Raw genomic sequence first — 21423 nt, forward strand, 5'->3', positions numbered from 1 at the left:
GATTTTAGCAACATATTTTACTCAGATTTCTTCCTTTTTTTGGTTCCCTGTATTTTAGTAGTAAATTCTTCCTTCCACAAACAAAGAAACGCCTAAAATTGTACCGACCCAAAAAGTTAGATTTTTCTGTCTAACTTTTGGGTTACAGTTCAAATTAGGCGTTTTTCATTCATCTTATAATGATTGATACAAATCAGCATAATGTTGACTAGCTGTATCCCATGAGAAGTCACGGCTCATGGCTTCTCTTTGGAGACCAAGCCAAGCATCCTTATCATGAGTATAGACCGTCAAAGCTTGATCGACAGCCCAGTTTAGCCAATAACCAGAAAGGTTATTAAAGCTAAAACCAGTACCACTTCCGTCAACTACATTATAGGCTTGAACAGTATCGCGAAGTCCCCCTACCTCATGAACCAATGGCAAGGTTCCATAACGCATAGCCATCATTTGAGATAGACCACATGGTTCAAAACGACTCGGCATCAAGAAAACATCCGAAGCAGCGTAGATTTCTTGAGCTAACTGCACATCGAACATAATATTGGCAGAGAGTTTATCTGGATAAGCTTGACCAAACCAAGAAAAGGCATGTTCAAAGCCAGGATCTCCCGTTCCCAAAAGAACGATTTGGATATCCTTTTGTAGGAGGTTGTGTAATTCTTCAACCACCACATCAAAGCCTTTTTGGCGAGTCAAACGTGAAACGATTCCGAACAAGGGAACATCCTCACGAACCGGAAGTCCAACACGTTCCTGAAGAGCTCGTTTGCTTGCTGCTTTTCCTGATAAATCATCTTTACTGAAATGATAGGTCAAGAGGGGATCTGTCTCAGGATTGTAGAGGTCTGTATCGATTCCGTTCACAATCCCTGTTAATTTACCAGATTCCATGCGCAAGATTTGATCAAGGCCACAACCATATTCAGCTGTCCTGATTTCATAGCTATAACTTGGTGAAACAGTGGTTACACGATCTGCATAGAGAATCCCTGCCTTCATCCAGTTTAAGCAATCTTTCCACCGAAGAGTGCCATCCTCATAGCGCTCAAATCCAACTCCAAACAAATCCCACAACATTCCTGGGTCAAACTGACCTTGGAACTCCAGATTGTGGATGGTTAAGACAGATTTGATTCCATTGTAAGCTTGAATCCAACGGTATTTCTCTTTTAGTAGGAAAGGAATCATAGCAGTATGGTAGTCATGAGCGTGGATGATATCAGGAATAAAGTCCACTCGTTCCATCATCTCAAGCGTTGCCAATTGGAAGTAGGCAAAGCGCTCCCCATCATCAAAATCTCCGTAGACATGTCCTCTAAAGAAATATTTCTGGTTATCAATAAAATAGAAGGTGACACCATCACGATAGATGCGTTTCACACCAACATATTCACTTCTCCATCCCACTCTGGTCTCGAAGTGTAAAACATCTTCAACTTGGTCGCCAAATTTCGCCTCTACCATGTCGTAGTAAGGGAGGACGACACGAACATCATGACCTTTTTTAGCCAAGGATTTAGGGAGTGCTCCAATGACATCTCCCAAGCCCCCGGTTTTTGAAAAAGGAGCTCCTTCAGCGGCAACAAACAATAATTTCATTATCCAATATCCTCTGTAATCACAGCACCTTTTTTAATCACAAGAGGTGCTTCTTTGGTTCCACGAATGGTTACACCAGTTTCAACTACGACGCCCTTGTCAAGAATCGCATGCTCAACGACTGCTCCCTCATGGACAACGACACCTGGGAACAGGAGACTGCTACGAATTTCTGCCCCCTGGTGTAGATGAACACGACGAGAAATGATAGAATCATGCACCAAAGCTTCGACAATACTTCCTGATGCAAATTGCGAATTCTTAATTTGCGAACCAGGAGCATAGTAAGTTGGCTCTTCATTTTTCACCTTGGTATAAACTTTTTGATTTGGTGAGAAGAGAGACATGAATTTATTGGTTTCCAACATATCCAAGTTAGCACGATAATAGGATTCAACTGAATGAATATTGGCAATATAGCCAGTGTATTCAAAAGCGAAAGCCCCGTGTTCTACTGCTAAATCACGAAGGATATAACGCAATTTTTCTGGATGTTCTTTATGGATTTCTGCTTCTAATTTTTCAATCAACCATGGTGTATCAACGATAAAGATATCCGTTGACATATTATAGAGAGCATCTGGATCTGTTCCATCAAACAACTTTTGTCCACGTACATGGTCTGTCTCATCGATTTCTAAAACCGCATTTACTTCAGAGATGTCACGATGATGCATCTTTTTGTACACCACTGTGATTGGTCTGTCAGCGGTATTGTGCAAGTGGAAGACTTGGTTCAAATCAATGTTTACTAAGATATCACAGTTAAGAGCGACTGTCTGGTTCGAACCAGAGCGTTTCAAATAGGTCAATAGTTGCTCATAATATTCCTTGCCAACGTTTGAACTTTCTACTGGAGTGTTGTAGATACCGAGATAGTAGTGGCTCAAAAGAGTTGACAAGCCCCACTCACGACCAGAGCGGATATGGTCAAAGACAGAACTAATATTTTCTTGTTGAAAAATACCAAATACACTACGGATTCCCGCATTGGCTAAACTTGAAAGTGGGAAGTCAATCAAACGATATTTCCCATCAAATGGTAGACTGGCAACAGGACGATGATCTGTCAATGATGACATATCATGGAAGCCTACTGTGTTTCCTAAAATGGCTGAATACTTATCAATCTTCATCTGTTGCTACCCCCACTTTTTCGTTATATCCAACGACTTGTACTTCTTCCGTTCCATCGATGACTACACCTTCTGAAACGACCGCTCCTTCACCGATTATAGCGCGTTTAATCACGGCACCTTGTCCGATAATGGCACCACTCATGATGACAGAATCTTCAACGACTGCACCTTTACGAACTTGTGCTTCCGTAGACAAGATAGAATGTTTTACTGTTCCGTCTACCAAGCATCCATCCACCACCAAGGAATCTTCAATATGGGTATGTTCGCCAAAGAAGTTTGGTGGTGAAATCAAGTTACGAGAATAGATCTTCCAGTGACGATCACGGCTATCCAAAGCATTGTTTGGATCAATGTATTCCATATTCGCTTCCCAGAGAGATTCAATGGTCCCCACGTCTTTCCAATAGCCCTTGAATTCATAAGCATAAACGCTTTCTCCAGATTCAAGGTAAGTTGGAATAACGTTTTTACCAAAGTCAGACATATCGATGTCACTCTTCTCTGCAGCTACTAGCATATTGCGAAGGCGAGACCAGTCAAAAATGTAGATACCCATGGAAGCTTTTGTTGATTTTGGCTCTGCAGGTTTTTCTTCAAATTCGACAATTCGATTGTTGGCATCCGTATTCATGATTCCGAAACGGCTAGCTTCTTTTAAAGGTACATCCAATACAGCTACTGTAAGGCTTGCATTGTGATCTTTGTGAGACTGAAGCATTTCGTCATAGTCCATCTTGTAGATATGGTCTCCAGAAAGGATCAACACGTACTCTGGATTGATGCTATCGATGTAGTCGATATTTTGGAAAATCGCATGACTTGTTCCTTCAAACCAACGATTTCCTTCACTTGCAGAATAAGGTTGAAGGATAGAAACCCCAGTATTAATACCATCAAGACCCCAACTTGAACCATTTCCGATATGATTATTTAAGGCAAGCGGTTGATACTGAGTAATCACGCCAACATTGTGGATACCTGAGTTGGCACAGTTGGATAAGGCAAAGTCAATAATACGATAACGTCCCCCAAATTGCACTGCAGGTTTGGCAATGCTTTGAGTGAGTTTTCCAAGGCGAGTTCCTTGCCCACCAGCAAGGATCAGAGCTAGCATTTCATTCTTCATTGATTACTCCTTTTTGGATTGACGAGACCTTCTTCCCACTTCTGAGGAGAGGCACTTTGGCCTCTTCTACAGAGTTAGGAATGGGATCATAGACTACGATCAGTAGATCACCAACAACTATTTTTTTGTTTTAGACACATTGGAACGAAGTTTTCGTTTCACTTTCCATACACTAGCTCCAAGAGCTGGTAAGGTGAAGGTCAAGGTTTGTGGATAATCTTTCCATAATCCCTCTTGAGTCTTCACTTCCTGGTTGTGCTCTTTCCAGACACCTCCCCATTTCTCTAATTCTGTATTCCAAATTTCTTCATAGACCCCAGCAACAGGGACGCCGACCGTAAAGTCCTTGCGCTCTACTGGTGCCATATTAAAGATACAAAGCAGATGATTTCCTTTGGTATCCTTACGAGTAAAGGTCAAGACACTTTGATCTCGGTTGTCTGCATCAATAATCTCAATGCCATCATAGCTATCATCAATTTCCCACAACATCTTGTTGTCTTTGTAGAATTGATTGAGCTGTGAAGTAAACTCTTGCATCTTGCGATTCATGTCATCGTCCAGATTAGACCATTCTAGCTGTTCTTCAGACTTCCATTCTAAGAATTGACCGAACTCTGAACCCATGAAGAGCAATTTCTTACCTGGATGACAAATCTGATAGGTCAAGAGATTGCGCAAGCCAGCGAACTGGTTGTAGCGATCTCCCCACATCTTATGCATGAGACTCTTCTTCCCGTGGACCACTTCATCGTGAGAGAAAGGTAACAAGAAGTTTTCAGAGAAGGCATACATAAAACTAAAGGTCACCAAGTTGAAATCAAATTTCCGGTAAATAGGATCTTCCTCGTAGAAGCGAAGAATATCATTCATCCATCCCATATTCCACTTGTAGTCAAATCCTAAACCACCATACTCTTCTGGACCAGTGATTTTGGTGCCAGATGAACTTTCCTCAGCTACCATGATGACATCCGGATGTTCTGATTTAATCACAGCATTCATCCGCTTAAGGAAATGGATCCCCTCATAGTTGAGATTTCCACCATCAATATTTGGTGTCCATGGTCCACTATCATAGTCTAAGTAAAGCATGTTGCTGACCGCATCGACCCGAATTCCATCCAAATGATAAAACTCAATCCAGAACTTCACACTAGAAATGAGGAAGGATTGAACCTGATTTTTACCTAGGTCGAAGTTCAAAGCTCCCCAGCCATAGTTGTGGGCACGATGGTGATCCTGGTATTCAAAGGTTGGTGTTCCATCGTAATAAGCCAAGGCATCATCATTGATGGTAAAGTGTCCCGGTACCCAGTCCACAATCACCCCAATGTTATTCAAGTGACAAGCTTCCACGAAATCTTGAAACTCTTCCGGTGTTCCGTAGGTATGCTCTAAGGCAAAGTAACCCATCAATTGATAGCCCCAACTAAGCCCAAGCGGGTGAGCCATCACCGGCATGAACTCCACATGGGTATAGTTCATTTTTACCAAGTAAGGAATCAAGTCTTCCTTCAACTGAGCAAATGAATAGGGACTTCCATCTTCATTTCGTTTCCAAGAACCGGCATGAACTTCATAAATATTTACTGGACGAGATCTAAAGCCAAGTTTTCTCCGTCTCGCCATCCAGAGTCCATCTTTCCATTTCCGCTCAGGAATCTCCGTAATGACTGCTCCAGTACCCGGACGTTTTTCCATGCGGACTGCTAAAGGATCCACCTTCATCAAGCGGTGGCCATTTTGTCTTGTAACATGGAACTTATAGATATCGCCAACTTGAGGTGCAGTTGTAAAAACTTCCCAAACACCAGCTTCGTTTCGCACCATAGGAATTTCATTTTCTTCCCATTGGGTAAAATCACCTACTAGGTGTACTGCCTGAGCATTTGGAGCCCATACACGGAAACTATACCCTTCCACACCATCTACTTGCTCTTTATGAGCCCCTAGATAATGTTGAAGATGAAAGTTCTCCCCAGTTCCAAATGTATACAATGCTTGTTTCGTATCCATTCACTCACCTCTCTCGCTTTTATGTAAGCGCTTCCTATTAGTATTATTCTACTATAAATAGTTGAAATATTCAAGATTTTTTCTTGAATAATACGATGAAAATTTATGAAAAGAATTTGAAACTTCCATTATTTCTCTGAAATTTCCTAAAATAGATTCATAATTGTTCAGCTTTCAAACTATCTTTCCAATATTATACTATAAAAATAAGTGTAATTAAAGCTATTTCCGAAATTTTTTAGAAAATTTAGATTTTTTGTTTTGATATAACGACAACAACTCCATTTTTGTTCAGCTACTTCATTTAAAGAAACAAATAGACGTTTAAAACAAAAAAGCTACCACCTCTTCAAAGGTGATAACTTTTATCAGATTTTTAACATCAATTAGTCTACGTTCACGTATTCTTTAGAAAGTTCAAGCACTTCTTCCATGGTTGAACATTCAGTAAGAGCACGATTAGCGTATTCTTGCATCTTAGCTGTGTCAAGTTTCTTCATCAAGCTACGTGTACGAAGGACAGATGTAGCTGACATTGAGAACTCATCCAAGCCCATTCCGACAAGAAGTGGAACAGCAGTTTGGTCACCAGCCATCTCACCACACATACCAGCCCATTTACCTTCAGCGTGAGCTGCTTTGATCACATTGTTAATCAAACGAAGGATCGATGGGTTATATGGTTGGTAAAGGTATGAAACTTGTTCGTTCATACGGTCAGCAGCCATTGTGTATTGGATCAAGTCGTTTGTACCAATTGAGAAGAAATCAACTTCTTTGGCAAATTGGTCAGCCAACATCGCTGCAGCTGGGATTTCAATCATGATCCCTACTTCGATGTCGTCAGCAACGGCAACACCTTCAGCAACCAATTTCGCTTTTTCTTCTTCCAGAATACCTTTAGCTGTACGGAACTCTGTCAACAAAGCAACCATTGGGAACATGATCCGCAATTTACCGTGAACAGATGCACGAAGCAAAGCACGCAATTGTGTACGGAACATTTGGTTACCTGTTTCAGAGATAGAGATACGCAAAGCACGGTAACCCAAGAATGGGTTCATTTCTTTAGGAAGATCGAAGTAAGGAAGTTCTTTATCCCCACCGATATCCATTGTACGAACGACAACAGGTTTACCGTTCATACCTTCAAGAACTGCTTTGTAAGCTTCGTATTGGTCGTCTTCAGTTGGGAAATCTTGAGAATCCATGTACAAGAATTCTGTACGGTAGAGACCAACAGCTTCTGCACCATTTTCGTTCACACCTTCAACGTCTTTAGGTGTACCGATGTTAGCTGCCAACTCAAAGTGTTTACCATCTGCAGTCACTGTTTTCGCATCTTTAAGGAGAGCCCATTCAGCTTTTTGTTTCGCATAAGCTTCACCAGCTGCTTTAAAGGTTGCAATTTGTTCTTCACTTGGGTTGATGACTACTTCACCAGTGATTCCAGATACAGCCAAAACATCACCATCTTTTACAAGATCGGTAATGTTGTTTGTACCAAGAACAGCTGCGATTTCAAGTGTACGAGCCATGATGGCTGAGTGACTGGTACGGCCACCAATGTTTGTAACAAAAGCTTTAACAAACTGTTTGTTCAATTGAGCTGTATCTGATGGAGTCAAGTCATGCGCAACCACGATTGCTTCTTCATTGATCGTCGCTGGGTTTGGCAATTTCTTACCAAGTAAGTTTGCAAGAACACGTTTGGTCACGTCGCGAATATCTGCCGCACGTTCTTGCATGTATGGGTTATCTTCCATTCCTTCAAAGATGGTGATAAACATGTCTGTGATTTCTTTCAATCCAGCCTCAGCATTCACCTTCTTCGTGCGAATCGTTTCCTTGATCTGACCAACCATTTCAGGGTCAGAAAGAACCATCATGTGAGCATCAAATACTTGTGCCGCTTCCTCACCAAGGCTCGCTACTGCATTCTCCCGAATAAGAGAAAGCTCGTTTTGTGAAGCTTCAAGAGCTGCATCCAAACGAGCTTCTTCTGCATTTGTATCTTCAACTGAGATTGTATCAAATGACAAGTCGGGTTGAACAAGTAGATATGCCTTAGCAACGGCAACACCATCAGATGCTGCAATTCCTTTAAGCATTTCTGTCATGTTTATGCCAATCCTTCTTTTTCCATTGTTTCAGCGATTGCTGCAAGAGCGTCATCAGCATCAGCACCTTCAGCTGAGATTACAACGTCAGCTCCTTGACCAACACCCAGGCTCATAACACCCATGATTGATTTCAAGTTAACTGATTTACCTTTGTATTCAAGAGTAATATCTGAAGCAAATTTGCTAGCAGTTTGAACCAACAAAGTTGCTGGACGTGCGTGGATACCTGTTTCTGCCACGATGTGGAAATCTTTAGAAGCCATAGTTTGACTCTCCTTTTATAATTAGTTTTGAGTTATCTGTGATAACCCTTACAATTTGCTATTATATCATCTTCTCCAATATTTTTCAAGATTTTTATCACACACTTACTGAAAATACTTACAGGAAGCACTCAATTTTTCTATTCTTTTGGACTACTTTTTTACTTTCTTCTATTAAATAAATAGAATTGGTTTCATGGACACAGTATATAGAATTTTAGGAAAAACAACTAAATTACTTTGACTTAAAAAACCTATATTTTATCACGTTTTCCTTAATTTTCACCAATCCTTACAATACTACATATTGTGGTATCTTTCAGAATAGTTAATTTATATGCACAATATTTAGTTAAAACTCTTGACAAGAAAAAACCTTTTGTTTATACTAGATACAGATTTATGAATTTAGAGGAGTTAGATCACACTATGGTGACAATTTATTCAAAAAATAATTGCGTTCAATGTAAAATGACCAAACGTTTTTTAGATACCAATCACGTTGAATACCGTGAAATTAATCTAGATGAGCAACCTGAGTTTGTAGACCATGTAAAGAATCTTGGTTTCAATGCTGCACCGGTTATCCAGACTGCTGATGAAGTCTTCTCTGGATTCCAACCAGCTAAACTCAAAAAATTATCTTAATACTGTTAAACAGGATCTGATCGGTCTAGGGATTTCACCACTGTAGAAAGCTACTACGGTGTTCCCTGGCCCTTTTACTTGTACAGGGGAGCTTGCCTCCCCTTTGTTTTTGAATTAGAAAAAGGAACATTATGGGATTAAAATCACTTGAAGACGTAACCTACTTCCGTCTTAATAATGAAATCAACCGTCCAGTAAACGGTCAAATCATGCTTCATAAAGATAAAGAAGCCTTGGATGCCTTCTTCAAAGAAAACGTTGTGCCAAATACCATGGCCTTCGATTCAATAACGGATAAAATCAACTACCTTATTGAACACAACTATATCGAAACAGCCTTCATTCAGAAGTACCGTCCTGATTTTTTGGAAGAATTGGCCCAATTTATCAAAGATCAAAACTTCCAATTCAAGTCCTTCATGGCTGCCTATAAATTCTATAACCAGTACGCTCTGAAAACAAATGATGGAGAATACTATCTCGAAAGCATGGAAGACCGCGTCTTCTTCAACGCTCTCTATTTTGCGGATGGAAATGAAGACATTGCAAAGGACATCGCAAACGAAATCATCCACCAACGCTACCAACCAGCTACTCCTTCATTCTTAAATGCTGGACGTGCCCGCCGTGGAGAATTGGTCTCCTGTTTCTTGATCCAAGTAACCGATGACATGAATGCGATCGGACGCTCTATCAACTCTGCCCTTCAACTTTCTCGTATCGGTGGTGGGGTTGGGATTTCCCTCAGCAACCTTCGTGAAGCTGGAGCACCGATCAAGGGCTATGAAGGAGCTGCTTCTGGGGTCGTTCCTGTTATGAAACTCTTTGAAGATAGCTTCTCTTATTCAAACCAATTGGGTCAACGCCAAGGGGCTGGGGTGGTTTACCTCAACGTCTTCCACCCAGACATCATCGCCTTCCTTTCTACTAAGAAAGAGAATGCCGATGAAAAGATTCGGGTTAAGACCCTTTCACTTGGTGTCGTCGTACCAGACAAATTCTATGAGTTGGCTCGTAAGAATGAAGAAATGTACCTCTTCAGCCCATATTCTGTAGAGCGTGAATACGGAGTACCATTCAACTACATCGACATCACTGAAAAATACGATGAGTTGGTCGCTAATCCAAATATCCGCAAGACAAAAATCAAGGCGCGTGATTTGGAAACTGAAATTTCTAAATTGCAACAAGAATCTGGTTACCCTTATGTAGTCAACATCGATACTGCTAACCGGGCAAACCCAGTTGATGGGAAGATCATCATGAGTAACTTGTGTTCAGAAATCCTCCAGGTTCAAGAACCAAGCTTGATCAACGATGCCCAAGAATTCATTAAAATGGGGACAGATGTCTCCTGTAACCTTGGTTCAACCAACGTGGTCAACATGATGACCTCACCTGACTTTGGTCGTTCCATTCGTGCCATGGTTCGTGCCTTGACCTTTGTAACCGATAGTTCTCACATCGTCGCTGTTCCTACTATCGACCATGGAAACAGCCAAGCGCATACATTCGGACTTGGAGCCATGGGACTTCACAGCTATCTTGCCCAACAATTGATCGAATACGGCTCACCTGAGTCTGTTGAGTTTACGAGCATCTACTTCATGCTTATGAACTACTGGACCCTCGTAGAATCAAACAACATCGCGCGTGAACGGGGTATTACCTTCCACAACTTTGAAAAATCAGACTATGCCAACGGTAGCTACTTCGATAAGTACACGACTGGAGAGTTTGTTCCACAATCTGATCGCGTCAAAGAACTCTTTAAAGATATCTTCATTCCAAGTGCAGAAGATTGGGCAGAATTGCGTGCGAAGGTTCAAGCAGATGGTCTTTACCACCAAAACCGCTTGGCTGTGGCACCAAATGGTTCTATCAGCTACATCAATGATGTATCTGCTTCTATCCACCCAATCACACAACGGATTGAAGAACGTCAAGAAAAGAAAATCGGGAAGATCTACTATCCTGCTGCAGGATTATCAACAGATACCATTCCTTACTACACTTCTGCTTACGACATGGATATGCGGAAAGTGATTGATGTCTACGCTGCTGCAACTGAGCACGTAGACCAAGGGCTCTCACTGACTCTCTTTATGCGCAGTGACATTCCAAAAGGTCTTTATGAATGGAAAACTGAAAACAAACAAACCACTCGTGACTTGTCTATCCTTCGCAACTATGCCTTTAATAAGGGAATCAAGTCTATCTACTACGTCCGTACCTATACAGATGATGGTGGGGAAGTCGGTGCTAACCAATGTGAAAGCTGTGTGATTTGATTACTTATGGTTACAAAAAAACAACATTATTATCCAAGAAGCTTACTTAAACATTTTGCTGATAATACAAGTAAGTTTCATGTTTATAATTGCATTGCTAATATGGAACAATATGTCCACTATGAAAGTATATGTTACAAGAAATATACCTACGAAGAAAAAAGATCAGATAATCGTATTATTGTTGATAATATTCTTGAAAATAAGCTTAGTAGATTTGAAGGGGAGATTTCTGAAATAGTTGAACATATCGTATTATCAAGAAAACCATGTACCTTAAATCAAAGCGAAATTGAAACAATCTGGAAATATATGTTTCTCCAAGAAATCAGAACTGACTCTGGCAGAGTAAGGTTAGTATCTAATTTTATTAATCATTTCTCAGAATCTCGGGGGTTCCCAATTGAATTAGCTGAAATAAAGAACAATCTAGAAAATATTAATATTTTTAATAAAGTAATGAAAAAAGATAAAAATTTAGAGAGTTTTCTCAGTTTTTTTAAAAAGCCTAAACAAATGAATTTTCATATCTCTATTGGCAATGGATTTCTAACTAGTGATAATCCAGTTGTTTCAACATTCGGACCTCCAAACATTCCAAATGGATTTCAAATCCTAATGCCTATTTCCCCTTATCTGTGTTTTGAATTCCAAAATAATGAAATGAATTGCTCTGATAATTTATGGGTGGAAATGACAAATGAGAAATTGCGCTATATTAATGAAGCCACTATTAATACTGCCAACTATTATATAATATCAAATAAACCTTTTAATATTACACATCAAATGTATATTTATAATCGCTTTAAAAATATAAATTGGATACACAACTCTCGTCACTTTAAAAATTAAAAATTATTTCATAGGAGATTGTCATGCAAACTTACTACAAAGCCATTAACTGGAATGCCATCGAGGATGTCATCGATAAATCTACTTGGGAAAAGCTAACCGAACAATTCTGGTTGGATACACGTATTCCTTTGTCAAACGACTTGGACGACTGGAGAAAGCTTTCTAACAAGGAAAAAGACCTTGTTGGTAAAGTCTTTGGTGGATTGACACTCTTGGATACCATGCAGTCCGAAACTGGTGTGCAAGCTCTTCGTGCAGATATCCGTACTCCTCATGAAGAAGCTGTCTTTAACAACATCCAATTTATGGAATCTGTCCATGCTAAGTCCTACTCTTCTATCTTTTCTACCTTGAATACTAAGTCAGAAATCGAAGAGATTTTCGAATGGACCAATACCAATCCCTTCCTTCAAAAGAAGGCAGAAATCATCAACGAGATCTACCTCAATGGCACTCCTCTAGAAAAGAAAGTAGCCAGCGTCTTCCTTGAAACCTTCCTCTTCTACTCTGGTTTCTTCACACCGCTCTACTATCTTGGAAACAACAAGTTGGCCAACGTGGCAGAAATCATCAAGTTGATCATTCGGGACGAATCTGTTCACGGAACCTATATCGGCTACAAGTTCCAACTTGGATTTAACGAATTACCAGAAGAGGAACAAGAAAAACTCAAAGAATGGATGTATGACTTGCTCTACACCCTCTATGAGAATGAAGAAGGCTATACAGAGAGCCTCTATGACGGTGTTGGCTGGACAGAGGAAGTCAAGACCTTCCTTCGTTATAACGCTAACAAAGCCCTCATGAACCTGGGACAAGACCCGCTCTTCCCAGACTCAGCAGATGATGTCAACCCAATCGTCATGAATGGGATCTCAACCGGTACATCCAACCACGACTTCTTCTCTCAAGTCGGAAATGGTTACCTTCTCGGTGAAGTAGAAGCCATGCAGGATGACGATTACAACTACGGCCTATAAGACAAAAACCTTTCCAGACGGAAAGGTTTTTTTGTTGCAATCTTTTTCTGATTGGAGCTACTTATTTTTTGAAAAAAGAGGTTGGACAAACATCCAACCTCTTCTGTTTATTACAATTTACCTGCTACGGCATCCAACAATTCTTGGATTTTCGCTTGGTTGCTTCCTCCTGCCATGGCCATGTCTGGTTTTCCGCCGCCACGTCCATCAACGATTGGAGCTAATTCTTTGACCAAGTTACCTGCGTGTACATCTTTTGTCTTGCTGGCTACAAGGACGTTCACTTTGTCACCGATTGCTGCGACAAGAACAAGGACGTCTGAGTAGTCTTTTTGTTTCCAGTTATCCGCAAAGGTACGAAGAGCACCCGCATCAGAAACAGAAACTTGGCTAGCAATATAACGGTGACCGTTTGCTTCTTGAACATGTTTGAAGACATCACCTGCCACTGCTGCTGCTGCTTTTTCCTTCAATTCTGCATTTTCTTTTTGCAATTGACGGAGTTGTTCTTGAAGTCCTTCAACCTTGTGAGGTACTTCTTTGAGTTGAGGAGCTTTCAAGGTTGCTGCGACTGCTTTCAGTGCATCTTCTTGTTCACGATAAGCTTCAAAGGCTTCCTTACCAGTCACTGCCAAGATACGACGAGTTCCTGATCCAATCCCTTCTTCTTTAACAATCTTGAAAAGACCGATCTCAGAAGTATTGCCAACGTGGGTACCACCACAAAGCTCGACTGAGTAGTCACCAATGGTGACAACACGGACTTCCTTACCGTATTTCTCACCAAAGAGGGCCATAGCTCCCATTTCTTTAGCTGTATCAATATCTGTCTCAACTGTTTCTACAGCGATCGCTTCCCAAATCTTTTCATTGACTTGTTGTTCAATGGCACGCAATTCTTCAGGAGTTACCGCTTGGAAATGAGTGAAGTCAAAACGAAGGAATTCTACTTCGTTAAGAGATCCTGCTTGAGTAGCATGGTGGCCAAGGATATTGTGAAGAGCTGCATGGAGTAAGTGAGTCGCTGTGTGGTTTTTCATGACACGATGACGACGGTTCGTATCGATTGCCAAGGTATATTCTTGGTTCAAAGCAAGTGGAGCATGAACTTCAACGGTATGAAGAGCTTGTCCGTTTGGTGCTTTTTGAACGTCTGTTACAGTCGCTACGACATTTCCTGTAGCATCCAAGATTTGACCATGGTCAGCAACCTGTCCACCCATTTCAGCGTAGAATGGAGTTTCTGCAAAGATCAGTGATGCAGTTCCTTCTGAAACAGCTTCTACTTCTGCGTTATCTGCTACGATAGCCACTAATTTTGAAGGCAATTGGCTAGCATTGTAGTTAAAGACGCTCTCAACAGTGATATTTTGAAGGGTTTCGTTTTGCATCCCCATGGATCCGCCTTTGACAGCTGACGCACGCGCACGTTCTTGTTGTTCCTTCATAGCTGCTTCAAAACCTTCACGGTCAACTGTCATACCAGCTTCTTCAGCGATTTCTTCTGTCAACTCCACTGGGAATCCATAAGTATCGTAGAGTTTGAAGACATCTTGACCAGCGATAACCGTTTGACCTTTTTCTTTCAAGTCTGCTACGATTGTTTCTGCAAAGTGTTGACCTGAGTGAAGGGTACGAGCAAATGACTCTTCCTCGCTCTTCACAATTTTCTCGATAAAGTCACGTTTTTCAAGCACTTCTGGATAGTAGCTTTCCATGATTTTACCAACGGTTGGAACCAGTTTGTAAAGGAAAGGCTCATTGATGCCCAATTTTTGACCATGCATAGATGCACGACGAAGAAGACGACGAAGGACATAACCACGGCCTTCATTTCCAGGGAGAGCCCCATCACCGATAGCAAATGAAAGAGAACGGATATGGTCTGCGATGACCTTGAAGCTCATGTTGTCACCATCTTGGTCGTAAACTTTACCAGACAATTTTTCCACTTCACGGATGATTGGCATGAAGAGGTCCGTTTCAAAGTTAGTTTTCGCCCCTTGGATCACGGCTACCAAACGCTCCAAACCAGCGCCCGTATCAATGTTTTTGTGTGGCAATTCCTTGTATTCACTACGAGGTACAGCTGGATCTGCGTTAAATTGTGACAAAACGATATTCCAGATTTCGATGTAACGGTCGTTTTCGATATCTTCTGCAAGGAGGCGAATACCGATGTTTTCTGGGTCAAAGGCTTCCCCACGGTCGAAGAAGATTTCTGTATCTGGTCCAGAAGGTCCAGCACCGATTTCCCAGAAGTTGTCTTCAATTGGGATCAAGTGACTTGGATCTACACCCACTTCAATCCAGCGATTGTAAGAATCCGTATCAGCTGGGTAGTAGGTCATGTAGAGTTTGTCTTTGGGGAAGTCAAACCATTCAGGACTTGTCAAAAGTTCATAAGCCCAAGTGATGGCTTCATCACGGAAGTAATCACCGATTGAGAAGTTACCCAACATTTCAAACATGGTATGGTGACGAGCTGTTTTTCCTACGTTTTCAATATCGTTGGTACGGATGGCCTTTTGCGCATTGGTAATCCGTGGGTTTTCAGGGATGATAGTCCCATCAAAGTATTTCTTAAGGGTTGCTACCCCTGAGTTGATCCATAAAAGGGTTGGATCGTTGACAGGAACCAAGCTAACAGATGGTTCTACTGAGTGACCTTTGGTAGCCCAGAAATCAAGCCACATTTGGCGGACTTGTGCACTAGATAATTGTTTCATGTTTTCTCCTCTATTTATTGTTTTCTATTGATTGGCTTAGGAGCCATTTTCCATCATTTCTACATAGTCAATGGCAAGACACAAGGAAATCACCAGATTGGCATATTCCTCTTCATAGACGGAAACCTGATAAGTCGACGTCAAGGTAAAGACTTGCTTGCTAATCTCTGCAACCAGCTGGTCGCGATCATCCAATAACTTGAAATCCAAATCCCAGATATTGCCTTCGATGCGTAGTCCTAAATTAGAAATTTCGTACTTATCACGGAGTAAGGTCAGTTTTTTACGGATAAAAAAACTGGAGCCATCCGCTAATTCTACAGTGAATTGAGGTAAGAGGCTAAAAGGCTTCTTCGTGATATGGCTGACCTTCTGGCCTTCCACATCAAATACCGTAAAGGTTTTAGGAATTTTCAAAAATGAACCTTCTACCTGGTATTCTACCATTCCCAGATCATTTTTGATATCAAAGCGTTCCCCTCCAAGTCGAAACTTTTGTTTGACCAGATACGTTTTCATCAGTTTCCTCCTGCAAATCCTTATTAAAACCTTTCTCTTATTAGAAAGGATCTCCGGTAGAAATGCTGAAAAAAAGACAAGCTCACTAACGAAGGGCGAAAAACCGCGGTACCACCTTCATTCAATGAACTTGTCATTCTTCATTCGATTATGTAATTGTTCTATTGAGTAGCAAAATCATTCCTCTTCCATGGCTCGCACCCCCGCCACTTCTCTGAATCTGATTCTAAATGATTTATTCTCAACTATCTCATTATACAGATAAATACAATGCTCGTCAACTAATATCCTTATTTAGAAGATGAGCTATTTTCTGTTGTTGCACCAATATTTTGCATGTATTGGTTGAAGGTTGCCTTGAAGGCATCATCTTTGACCTTGATATTGGCATTTGTCATTGCTTTAGCAATGATGCTACGGATAAAGTTGGCATCATTTTTACGTTCTGCCGTCAGAATTTCTTTCAAGCGTTTTTCGTATTTCTTCCAGTCAGATCCTTTTTCTTCCTTCTTAGTTACTTTAACGATATAGTAGGCACCAGCGCTTTTTTGACTAGCAGGATCAATAACGACATCTGAAATACCATTTACATCAAGCTTAGATGCTGCTTCCTTGACACGAGTTGGAACAGTTGTTGTTCCAGAGTCAAATTTGATTTCTCCACCCTTTTCTTTGGTGCTAGCATCTGTAGAATTTTCTTTGGCAATTTGTGCAAAGTCAGCGCCTTCAGCTTTTACACTTGCAAGAACTTCATTTGCTTTTTCTTCTGAATCCAATTTTATCACATTTGCAGTGATTTCTGGTGTATAGGTTTCAAAGGCTTTTTTATAAGCTTCGTCTGTCAACTCTTTTGAAATAGCTTGGTCAACCGCATACTCTAACAAAAGGTTACTACGGATTTGTTGTTTGTTGGTTTCTTCTGTTAAACCTTGTTGTGTGAGGTAGCTATTGAAGGCTTCACCCAATTGTTTTTTCTGCTCATCAACTTTTTTCTCAACATCTTTGTCTGAGACTTTTGAGCCGTATTCTTTTTCAAAGACTTTATTAATGGTCATTTGGAAAAGATATTGTTGTGCACCTTGGTTGTTTTTGATTTCATCATAGAAATCACCAACAGTAATCGTGTCACCCTTCATTGTGACGATATCTTTGTCACTGCCACCTTTTGCACAAGCTGCTAGCGTTACAACGGATAAAAGGGTCACCGCTCCAGCTACAAATTTTTTCTTCATCTTTATTTCTCCATTCTAAAATTCACTGCTACTATTTTACCACAAATTCAACAGGATAACTTAAATAAGTCTAAAAGCTACTCTTCTGTCGGCAAAGAAATCTCTTCCTGATTTTTACGGATCATAAGAATGCCATCTCCGAGGGGAATCAGACTGGCCGTCAAGCCAGGTTGGTCCAAAGTGGCATCAAAGAGACGTTGCAAACCTCGATAGATGGTGCGTTGTCCACGACGAACTTCCATAATATCACGCGCCACATCTCCTCCTTGGAAGATATCGTCCAAAACGACTACTCCCCCAACTTCCAACCGTTTGAGAACTTCTGGGAGAAAGACGATGTACTTAGATTTAGCCGAATCCATAAAAATCAAGTCAAAGCGTTGCTCAATATGCTCCAGCAGGTCCACCGCATCACCCTCTAAAAGGGTGATTTGCTTGCGCTGGTCAAAACGAGCAAAGTTTTCCTTGGCAAAACCAATCATTTCCTCGTTGCGATCAATGGTCATAATCTTTGCATCCGGTACTTGCTCCGCCATCAAGAGGGCTGAAAAACCAATCGCCGTCCCGATTTCTAAGATCGACTTGGGTTGCATGGTCTGCAAAAAGAGACGGAAGAAAGCAACCGTTTCATGAGGGATGATGGGAATATTCTCCCGACGAGCAAATTCTTCTAGCTCCTTTAAGGCGTCCGTAACTGGTGCTTGGCGCTCCCGCATGAAGGAGACAATTTCCTCCTTCACAACCGGTCTGCGCATATTGTGGTTAGCATTCTTACTGTAAGACTCAACCATCTTAGGCCAATCCTAATTTTTCAACCAGTGCCTCAAATTCGTTGAGACGACGTTCAAAGACTTCAAAGGCTGCATGGAGGTAGTCTTCTTTTTCCATATCGACACCCGCCTTGCGGATCACATTGAGTGGATAATCCGAATTTCCAGCTTTCAAATACTCTAGGTATTTGTCCTTATCTTCCTGTGTTCCATGAACGATTTTCTCAGCCAAGGCAGAGGCTGCTGCAAAACCAGTTGAATATTGGAAAACATAGTAGTTATAGTAGAAATGAGGAATGCGAGCCCATTCGTATTGGATTTCTGGATTGTCTTCTTTTGAAAGACCATAGTATTTCTCATTCAAGTCCGCATACAGTTCATTCAAGAATTCGCTGGTCAAGACTTGTCCTTCTTGGTCGGCCTTGTGAATCGCATGTTCAAACTCAGCAAACTGGGTTTGACGGAAGACCGTACCACGGAAACCATCCAAGAAGTGGTTGAGAATAGCAAAACGGGTTTCATCATCTTCTACTTCAGCTAACAGTTGCTCGGTCAAGATATTTTCATTGGTTGTGGAAGCAATCTCAGCAAGGAAGATAGAATAATCCCCATAGACATAAGGCTGGGTTTCACGGGTATAGCTGGAGTGCATACTGTGACCAGTCTCATGAACCAAGGTGAAAAGATTATCCAATGTATCTTGCCAGTTCAACAACATAAAGGCATTGGTGTCATACGATCCACCTGAATAGGCACCTGAGCGTTTTCCTTGGTTGACATGGACATCGATCCAACGTTCAGTGAAGGCGCGCTTCACGCGGGATAGGTAGTCATCACCAAGCACCGCCAAAGCTTGCTCAGACTTGGCAAGGGCTTCTTCATAGGTGAACTTGTAATCGGTAGAAGATAATGGTGTGTAGACATCATACATCTTCAAATCTTCAATTCCCAAGATTTTTGAGCGGAGTTTCACGTAGCGTTGTAACAAAGGCAAGTGCTTGTTCACCGCTTCTACCAAGCTGTCATAGACGCTTTCAGGGATAAAGTTAGCAGAAAGAGCTGCCTCACGCGCACTTGAGAATTTGCGAACCTTGGCATTGTAATTGTGAACCTTGACGTTGGTCTGAAGGGTCTTAGCATAGGTATGTTGGTACTGTTCGTAGACACCATACAAGGCCTGGTAAGCTTCCTTACGGACTTGGCGGTTCTTAGACTCTACCAAAGAAATATAGTTTCCATGGGTCAACTGCACTTCTTGTCCTTGGTCATCCTTCACCATCGGGAAGACGATATCTGCATTGTCCAAAATCTCAAAAGTTTCACCCGCAGCAGCAAAGATTTCACCCGCTCCTGCTAGCAACTCTTCTTCTTTTTGAGAGAGGACATGCTCTTTGGTTTTGAGCAGTTTATCAAAGTAATGAGCGTAAGCTTCTAAGGCAGGGACTTCTTTCAAGAAGTTGGCATATTGCTCTTCGGTGATCTCCATAAATTCTGGTTCGTAGAAGGCAAAGGTCTCCCCTAAAAGGCTGTAAAGAGACATGGCTTTTGATTGGAATTCTTGGTATTTGGCTACGCGTGTATCCTGGTCATTCTTCATATGGGCGTAGACATAGACCTTTTCCAAACGACGGCTCAAGTCCAAATAAACTTCTGTGGTTTCTAATAGGTTGGCTGGAGAAGACAATAAAGAGCCTGCAAAATGGGCAGCATCTTTAATAGCTGCAGCTAAAACAGTTGCTTCTTCTTCCCAAGCTTGGTCTGTCGCAAAAATGGTCGACAAATCCCATTGGTATTTTTCATCAATTTCATTTCGTTGTTTTACCATTACAAAAATCCTCCAATGCTTCTATTCTAACATAATATTAGCATTTGGGGGTATTTGATTGACAGAAATTTAAGCTTTCCAGTTCTGATAAAAACGAGGCGAATAAAGAGTCTGCGTCGCTTTCATTCCGGTTTGGAGATAATAAGTCATAAAGTTCTGGTAATAGCTTCGCCAGTCTCCCTTAATCTGGATAAAATGGAGAGACTTCAGTGGCCGACACAGGGGATAAAAGGCTTCCAAGTTCAAGTCCAGGAGATGCTTTCCTTTCAGATAGAGTTGTTCCTGAAGAGCCATCCACTTAGGATGCCGGTAATACAACTGCTGACGAAGGTAGTCCTTAAACTGTCGGTCTAGAGGGACCGTCATTCGTTGCAAGCCTTGTTGGGCATAAGGGGTCCGCAAAACTTCTAATAAGCTCCCTCCATAAAAAGGAAAATGTTGAGTCCGATAATGAAGACGCCCTCGCAAATCTTGATGAATGAGATAGTGGAGCCGAACTTCTTGCTGTTCTAGGTCCAACTCCCAGAGATGAAAGCCCCTATTTTGGCTAAAATAGACAAAACCTTCTTGCAGAGCTGACAAGCTTTTCTTGAGCCATAAGTTTTTCCCCAATAACCAATAAACTTGATAACCATGCATGCGATAGGCATCGCTCCGTTCTTTTAAACGCTCCATAGACAAGGAACTACATTGCACTTCTAAGGCAATCTTTTGATCTGGAAGGAGAACATCCGCAATCTGTTGGAGAGCCTGCAAAGGACTTTCCACTTCAGCTTGGGTATTTTGTTTGGCCCATCGATAAAGCTCCAACTTTAACTCCAAATGTTCTGGACTCTCCGTTTCATGATGGAAGGGACAAGCCTCTAGGTTGACGTGAGCAAAATGAGGACGCATCACTCGCCCTTTCTTTAAGCGGACTTCCTTTCCACACAGGAGACAGACAAAGGGACCATCTCTTCTCATCGGAACCTTCTCCAAACAATTCCAACGCTGTTGCTTTGCATCAGCCGCAATAAACATGTCATCACCTCCACTTATATAATTCGTAACCAAAGACGCTTATACTAGAGGAGAAAGAAAAAAAGAGTGGGACAGAAATCGGTCATTCATTAGAATTCGATTTCGTCGTCCCACCTCCGCACAGTTGAGTAGGGCTGTAAAAGCTGATGAAATCAGCGTAGTAGAGCCCACTCAACCACTGCGTCTTGCTCGACAATCCAAAGACAATTGAGAGGCTAGGACTTTTGTCCCAGCCTCTGTTTAGATATGATCTTACTGACATGTATAGCGAATGTT

Annotated in this window: 16 protein-coding genes; 4 read left to right on the forward strand and 12 right to left on the reverse strand. The window is 41.4% G+C overall.

Annotated elements, in window-relative coordinates; translation table 11 throughout:
• Positions 1-174: 174 nt before the first annotated feature.
• The 6 genes from glgA to HMPREF9421_RS08640 all read right to left on the reverse strand — a co-directional run bounded on the left by glgA (position 175) and on the right by HMPREF9421_RS08640 (position 8275).
• Positions 175-1602 carry a glycogen synthase GlgA gene (gene glgA, locus HMPREF9421_RS08615; RefSeq protein ID WP_006596631.1) on the reverse strand — a complete coding sequence of 476 codons (1428 nt, stop codon included), beginning with the start codon at positions 1600-1602 and terminating at the stop codon, positions 175-177.
• Positions 1602-2738 carry a glucose-1-phosphate adenylyltransferase subunit GlgD gene (gene glgD / locus HMPREF9421_RS08620; RefSeq protein ID WP_006596632.1) on the reverse strand — a complete coding sequence of 379 codons (1137 nt, stop codon included), beginning with the start codon at positions 2736-2738 and terminating at the stop codon, positions 1602-1604. The genes glgA and glgD overlap by 1 nt, the downstream gene beginning before the upstream one ends.
• Positions 2728-3870: a glucose-1-phosphate adenylyltransferase gene (locus HMPREF9421_RS08625; protein ID WP_006596633.1), complete on the reverse strand. Its 1143-nt coding sequence runs from the start codon at positions 3868-3870 to the stop codon at positions 2728-2730. Before HMPREF9421_RS08625 ends, glgD begins: the two co-directional genes overlap by 11 nt.
• A 117-nt stretch (positions 3871-3987) precedes the next feature.
• Positions 3988-5889, reverse strand: a complete 1902-nt coding sequence (gene glgB / locus HMPREF9421_RS08630) for a 1,4-alpha-glucan branching protein GlgB (RefSeq protein WP_006596634.1) — start codon at positions 5887-5889, stop codon at positions 3988-3990.
• 386 nt (positions 5890-6275) lie between these two features.
• Complete coding sequence (gene ptsP / locus HMPREF9421_RS08635) at positions 6276-8009, reverse strand: phosphoenolpyruvate--protein phosphotransferase (protein ID WP_006596635.1); 1734 nt, start codon at positions 8007-8009, stop codon at positions 6276-6278.
• A gap of 2 nt (positions 8010-8011) precedes the next feature.
• Positions 8012-8275, reverse strand: coding sequence for a phosphocarrier protein HPr (locus HMPREF9421_RS08640; protein WP_006596636.1), 264 nt, complete (start codon positions 8273-8275; stop codon positions 8012-8014).
• A 429-nt stretch (positions 8276-8704) separates the two neighbouring features.
• Here HMPREF9421_RS08640 and nrdH point away from each other — a divergent pair, with 429 nt between their 5' ends.
• From nrdH to nrdF, 4 genes are all read left to right on the forward strand, one after another.
• Positions 8705-8923, forward strand: coding sequence for a glutaredoxin-like protein NrdH (nrdH, locus tag HMPREF9421_RS08645; protein WP_006596951.1), 219 nt, complete (start codon positions 8705-8707; stop codon positions 8921-8923).
• Between the two features lie 131 nt (positions 8924-9054).
• Positions 9055-11214, forward strand: a complete 2160-nt coding sequence (gene nrdE, locus HMPREF9421_RS08650) for a class 1b ribonucleoside-diphosphate reductase subunit alpha (protein WP_006596638.1) — start codon at positions 9055-9057, stop codon at positions 11212-11214.
• Between the two features lie 6 nt (positions 11215-11220).
• Complete coding sequence (locus tag HMPREF9421_RS08655) at positions 11221-12069, forward strand: DUF4238 domain-containing protein (RefSeq protein ID WP_006596639.1); 849 nt, start codon at positions 11221-11223, stop codon at positions 12067-12069.
• Between the two features lie 23 nt (positions 12070-12092).
• Positions 12093-13052, forward strand: a complete 960-nt coding sequence (nrdF, locus tag HMPREF9421_RS08660; RefSeq protein WP_006596640.1) for a class 1b ribonucleoside-diphosphate reductase subunit beta — start codon at positions 12093-12095, stop codon at positions 13050-13052.
• 110 nt (positions 13053-13162) lie between these two features.
• On the opposite strand, the gene alaS is transcribed toward nrdF, so the two are convergent.
• The 6 genes from alaS to HMPREF9421_RS08690 all read right to left on the reverse strand — a co-directional run bounded on the left by alaS (position 13163) and on the right by HMPREF9421_RS08690 (position 21147).
• A complete protein-coding gene (gene alaS, locus HMPREF9421_RS08665; RefSeq protein WP_006596641.1) occupies positions 13163-15781 on the reverse strand; it encodes an alanine--tRNA ligase in 2619 nt (872 codons plus the stop codon).
• A gap of 36 nt (positions 15782-15817) precedes the next feature.
• Positions 15818-16300 carry an LURP-one-related/scramblase family protein gene (locus HMPREF9421_RS08670; RefSeq protein WP_006596642.1) on the reverse strand — a complete coding sequence of 161 codons (483 nt, stop codon included), beginning with the start codon at positions 16298-16300 and terminating at the stop codon, positions 15818-15820.
• Positions 16301-16590: 290 nt separating this feature from the next.
• Positions 16591-17532 carry a peptidylprolyl isomerase gene (locus HMPREF9421_RS08675; RefSeq protein WP_006596643.1) on the reverse strand — a complete coding sequence of 314 codons (942 nt, stop codon included), beginning with the start codon at positions 17530-17532 and terminating at the stop codon, positions 16591-16593.
• Positions 17533-17609: 77 nt separating this feature from the next.
• Positions 17610-18323 carry an O-methyltransferase gene (locus HMPREF9421_RS08680; protein ID WP_006596644.1) on the reverse strand — a complete coding sequence of 238 codons (714 nt, stop codon included), beginning with the start codon at positions 18321-18323 and terminating at the stop codon, positions 17610-17612.
• A 1-nt stretch (position 18324) separates the two neighbouring features.
• Positions 18325-20127 (reverse strand): oligoendopeptidase F, encoded by a 1803-nt coding sequence (gene pepF, locus HMPREF9421_RS08685; protein WP_006596645.1) that lies wholly within the window; start codon positions 20125-20127, stop codon positions 18325-18327.
• Between the two features lie 69 nt (positions 20128-20196).
• The gene (locus HMPREF9421_RS08690) at positions 20197-21147 is read right to left on the reverse strand and encodes a competence protein CoiA (RefSeq protein WP_006596646.1); all 951 of its coding nucleotides are present in this window, start codon (positions 21145-21147) and stop codon (positions 20197-20199) included.
• Between the last annotated feature and the right edge of the window lie 276 nt (positions 21148-21423).

The organism is Streptococcus australis ATCC 700641 (assembly GCF_000186465.1).
Lineage (GTDB): Bacteria > Bacillota > Bacilli > Lactobacillales > Streptococcaceae > Streptococcus > Streptococcus australis.

Coding starts and splice junctions, on each gene's coding strand:
- glgA (WP_006596631.1), bottom strand. CDS start 1,602: ATGAAATTATTGTTTGTTGCCGCTGAAGGAGCTCCTTTTTCAAAAACC.
- glgD (WP_006596632.1), bottom strand. CDS start 2,738: ATGAAGATTGATAAGTATTCAGCCATTTTAGGAAACACAGTAGGCTTC.
- HMPREF9421_RS08625 (WP_006596633.1), bottom strand. CDS start 3,870: ATGAAGAATGAAATGCTAGCTCTGATCCTTGCTGGTGGGCAAGGAACT.
- glgB (WP_006596634.1), bottom strand. CDS start 5,889: ATGGATACGAAACAAGCATTGTATACATTTGGAACTGGGGAGAACTTT.
- ptsP (WP_006596635.1), bottom strand. CDS start 8,009: ATGACAGAAATGCTTAAAGGAATTGCAGCATCTGATGGTGTTGCCGTT.
- HMPREF9421_RS08640 (WP_006596636.1), bottom strand. CDS start 8,275: ATGGCTTCTAAAGATTTCCACATCGTGGCAGAAACAGGTATCCACGCA.
- nrdH (WP_006596951.1), top strand. CDS start 8,705: ATGGTGACAATTTATTCAAAAAATAATTGCGTTCAATGTAAAATGACC.
- nrdE (WP_006596638.1), top strand. CDS start 9,055: ATGGGATTAAAATCACTTGAAGACGTAACCTACTTCCGTCTTAATAAT.
- HMPREF9421_RS08655 (WP_006596639.1), top strand. CDS start 11,221: ATGGTTACAAAAAAACAACATTATTATCCAAGAAGCTTACTTAAACAT.
- nrdF (WP_006596640.1), top strand. CDS start 12,093: ATGCAAACTTACTACAAAGCCATTAACTGGAATGCCATCGAGGATGTC.
- alaS (WP_006596641.1), bottom strand. CDS start 15,781: ATGAAACAATTATCTAGTGCACAAGTCCGCCAAATGTGGCTTGATTTC.
- HMPREF9421_RS08670 (WP_006596642.1), bottom strand. CDS start 16,300: ATGAAAACGTATCTGGTCAAACAAAAGTTTCGACTTGGAGGGGAACGC.
- HMPREF9421_RS08675 (WP_006596643.1), bottom strand. CDS start 17,532: ATGAAGAAAAAATTTGTAGCTGGAGCGGTGACCCTTTTATCCGTTGTA.
- HMPREF9421_RS08680 (WP_006596644.1), bottom strand. CDS start 18,323: ATGGTTGAGTCTTACAGTAAGAATGCTAACCACAATATGCGCAGACCG.
- pepF (WP_006596645.1), bottom strand. CDS start 20,127: ATGGTAAAACAACGAAATGAAATTGATGAAAAATACCAATGGGATTTG.
- HMPREF9421_RS08690 (WP_006596646.1), bottom strand. CDS start 21,147: ATGTTTATTGCGGCTGATGCAAAGCAACAGCGTTGGAATTGTTTGGAG.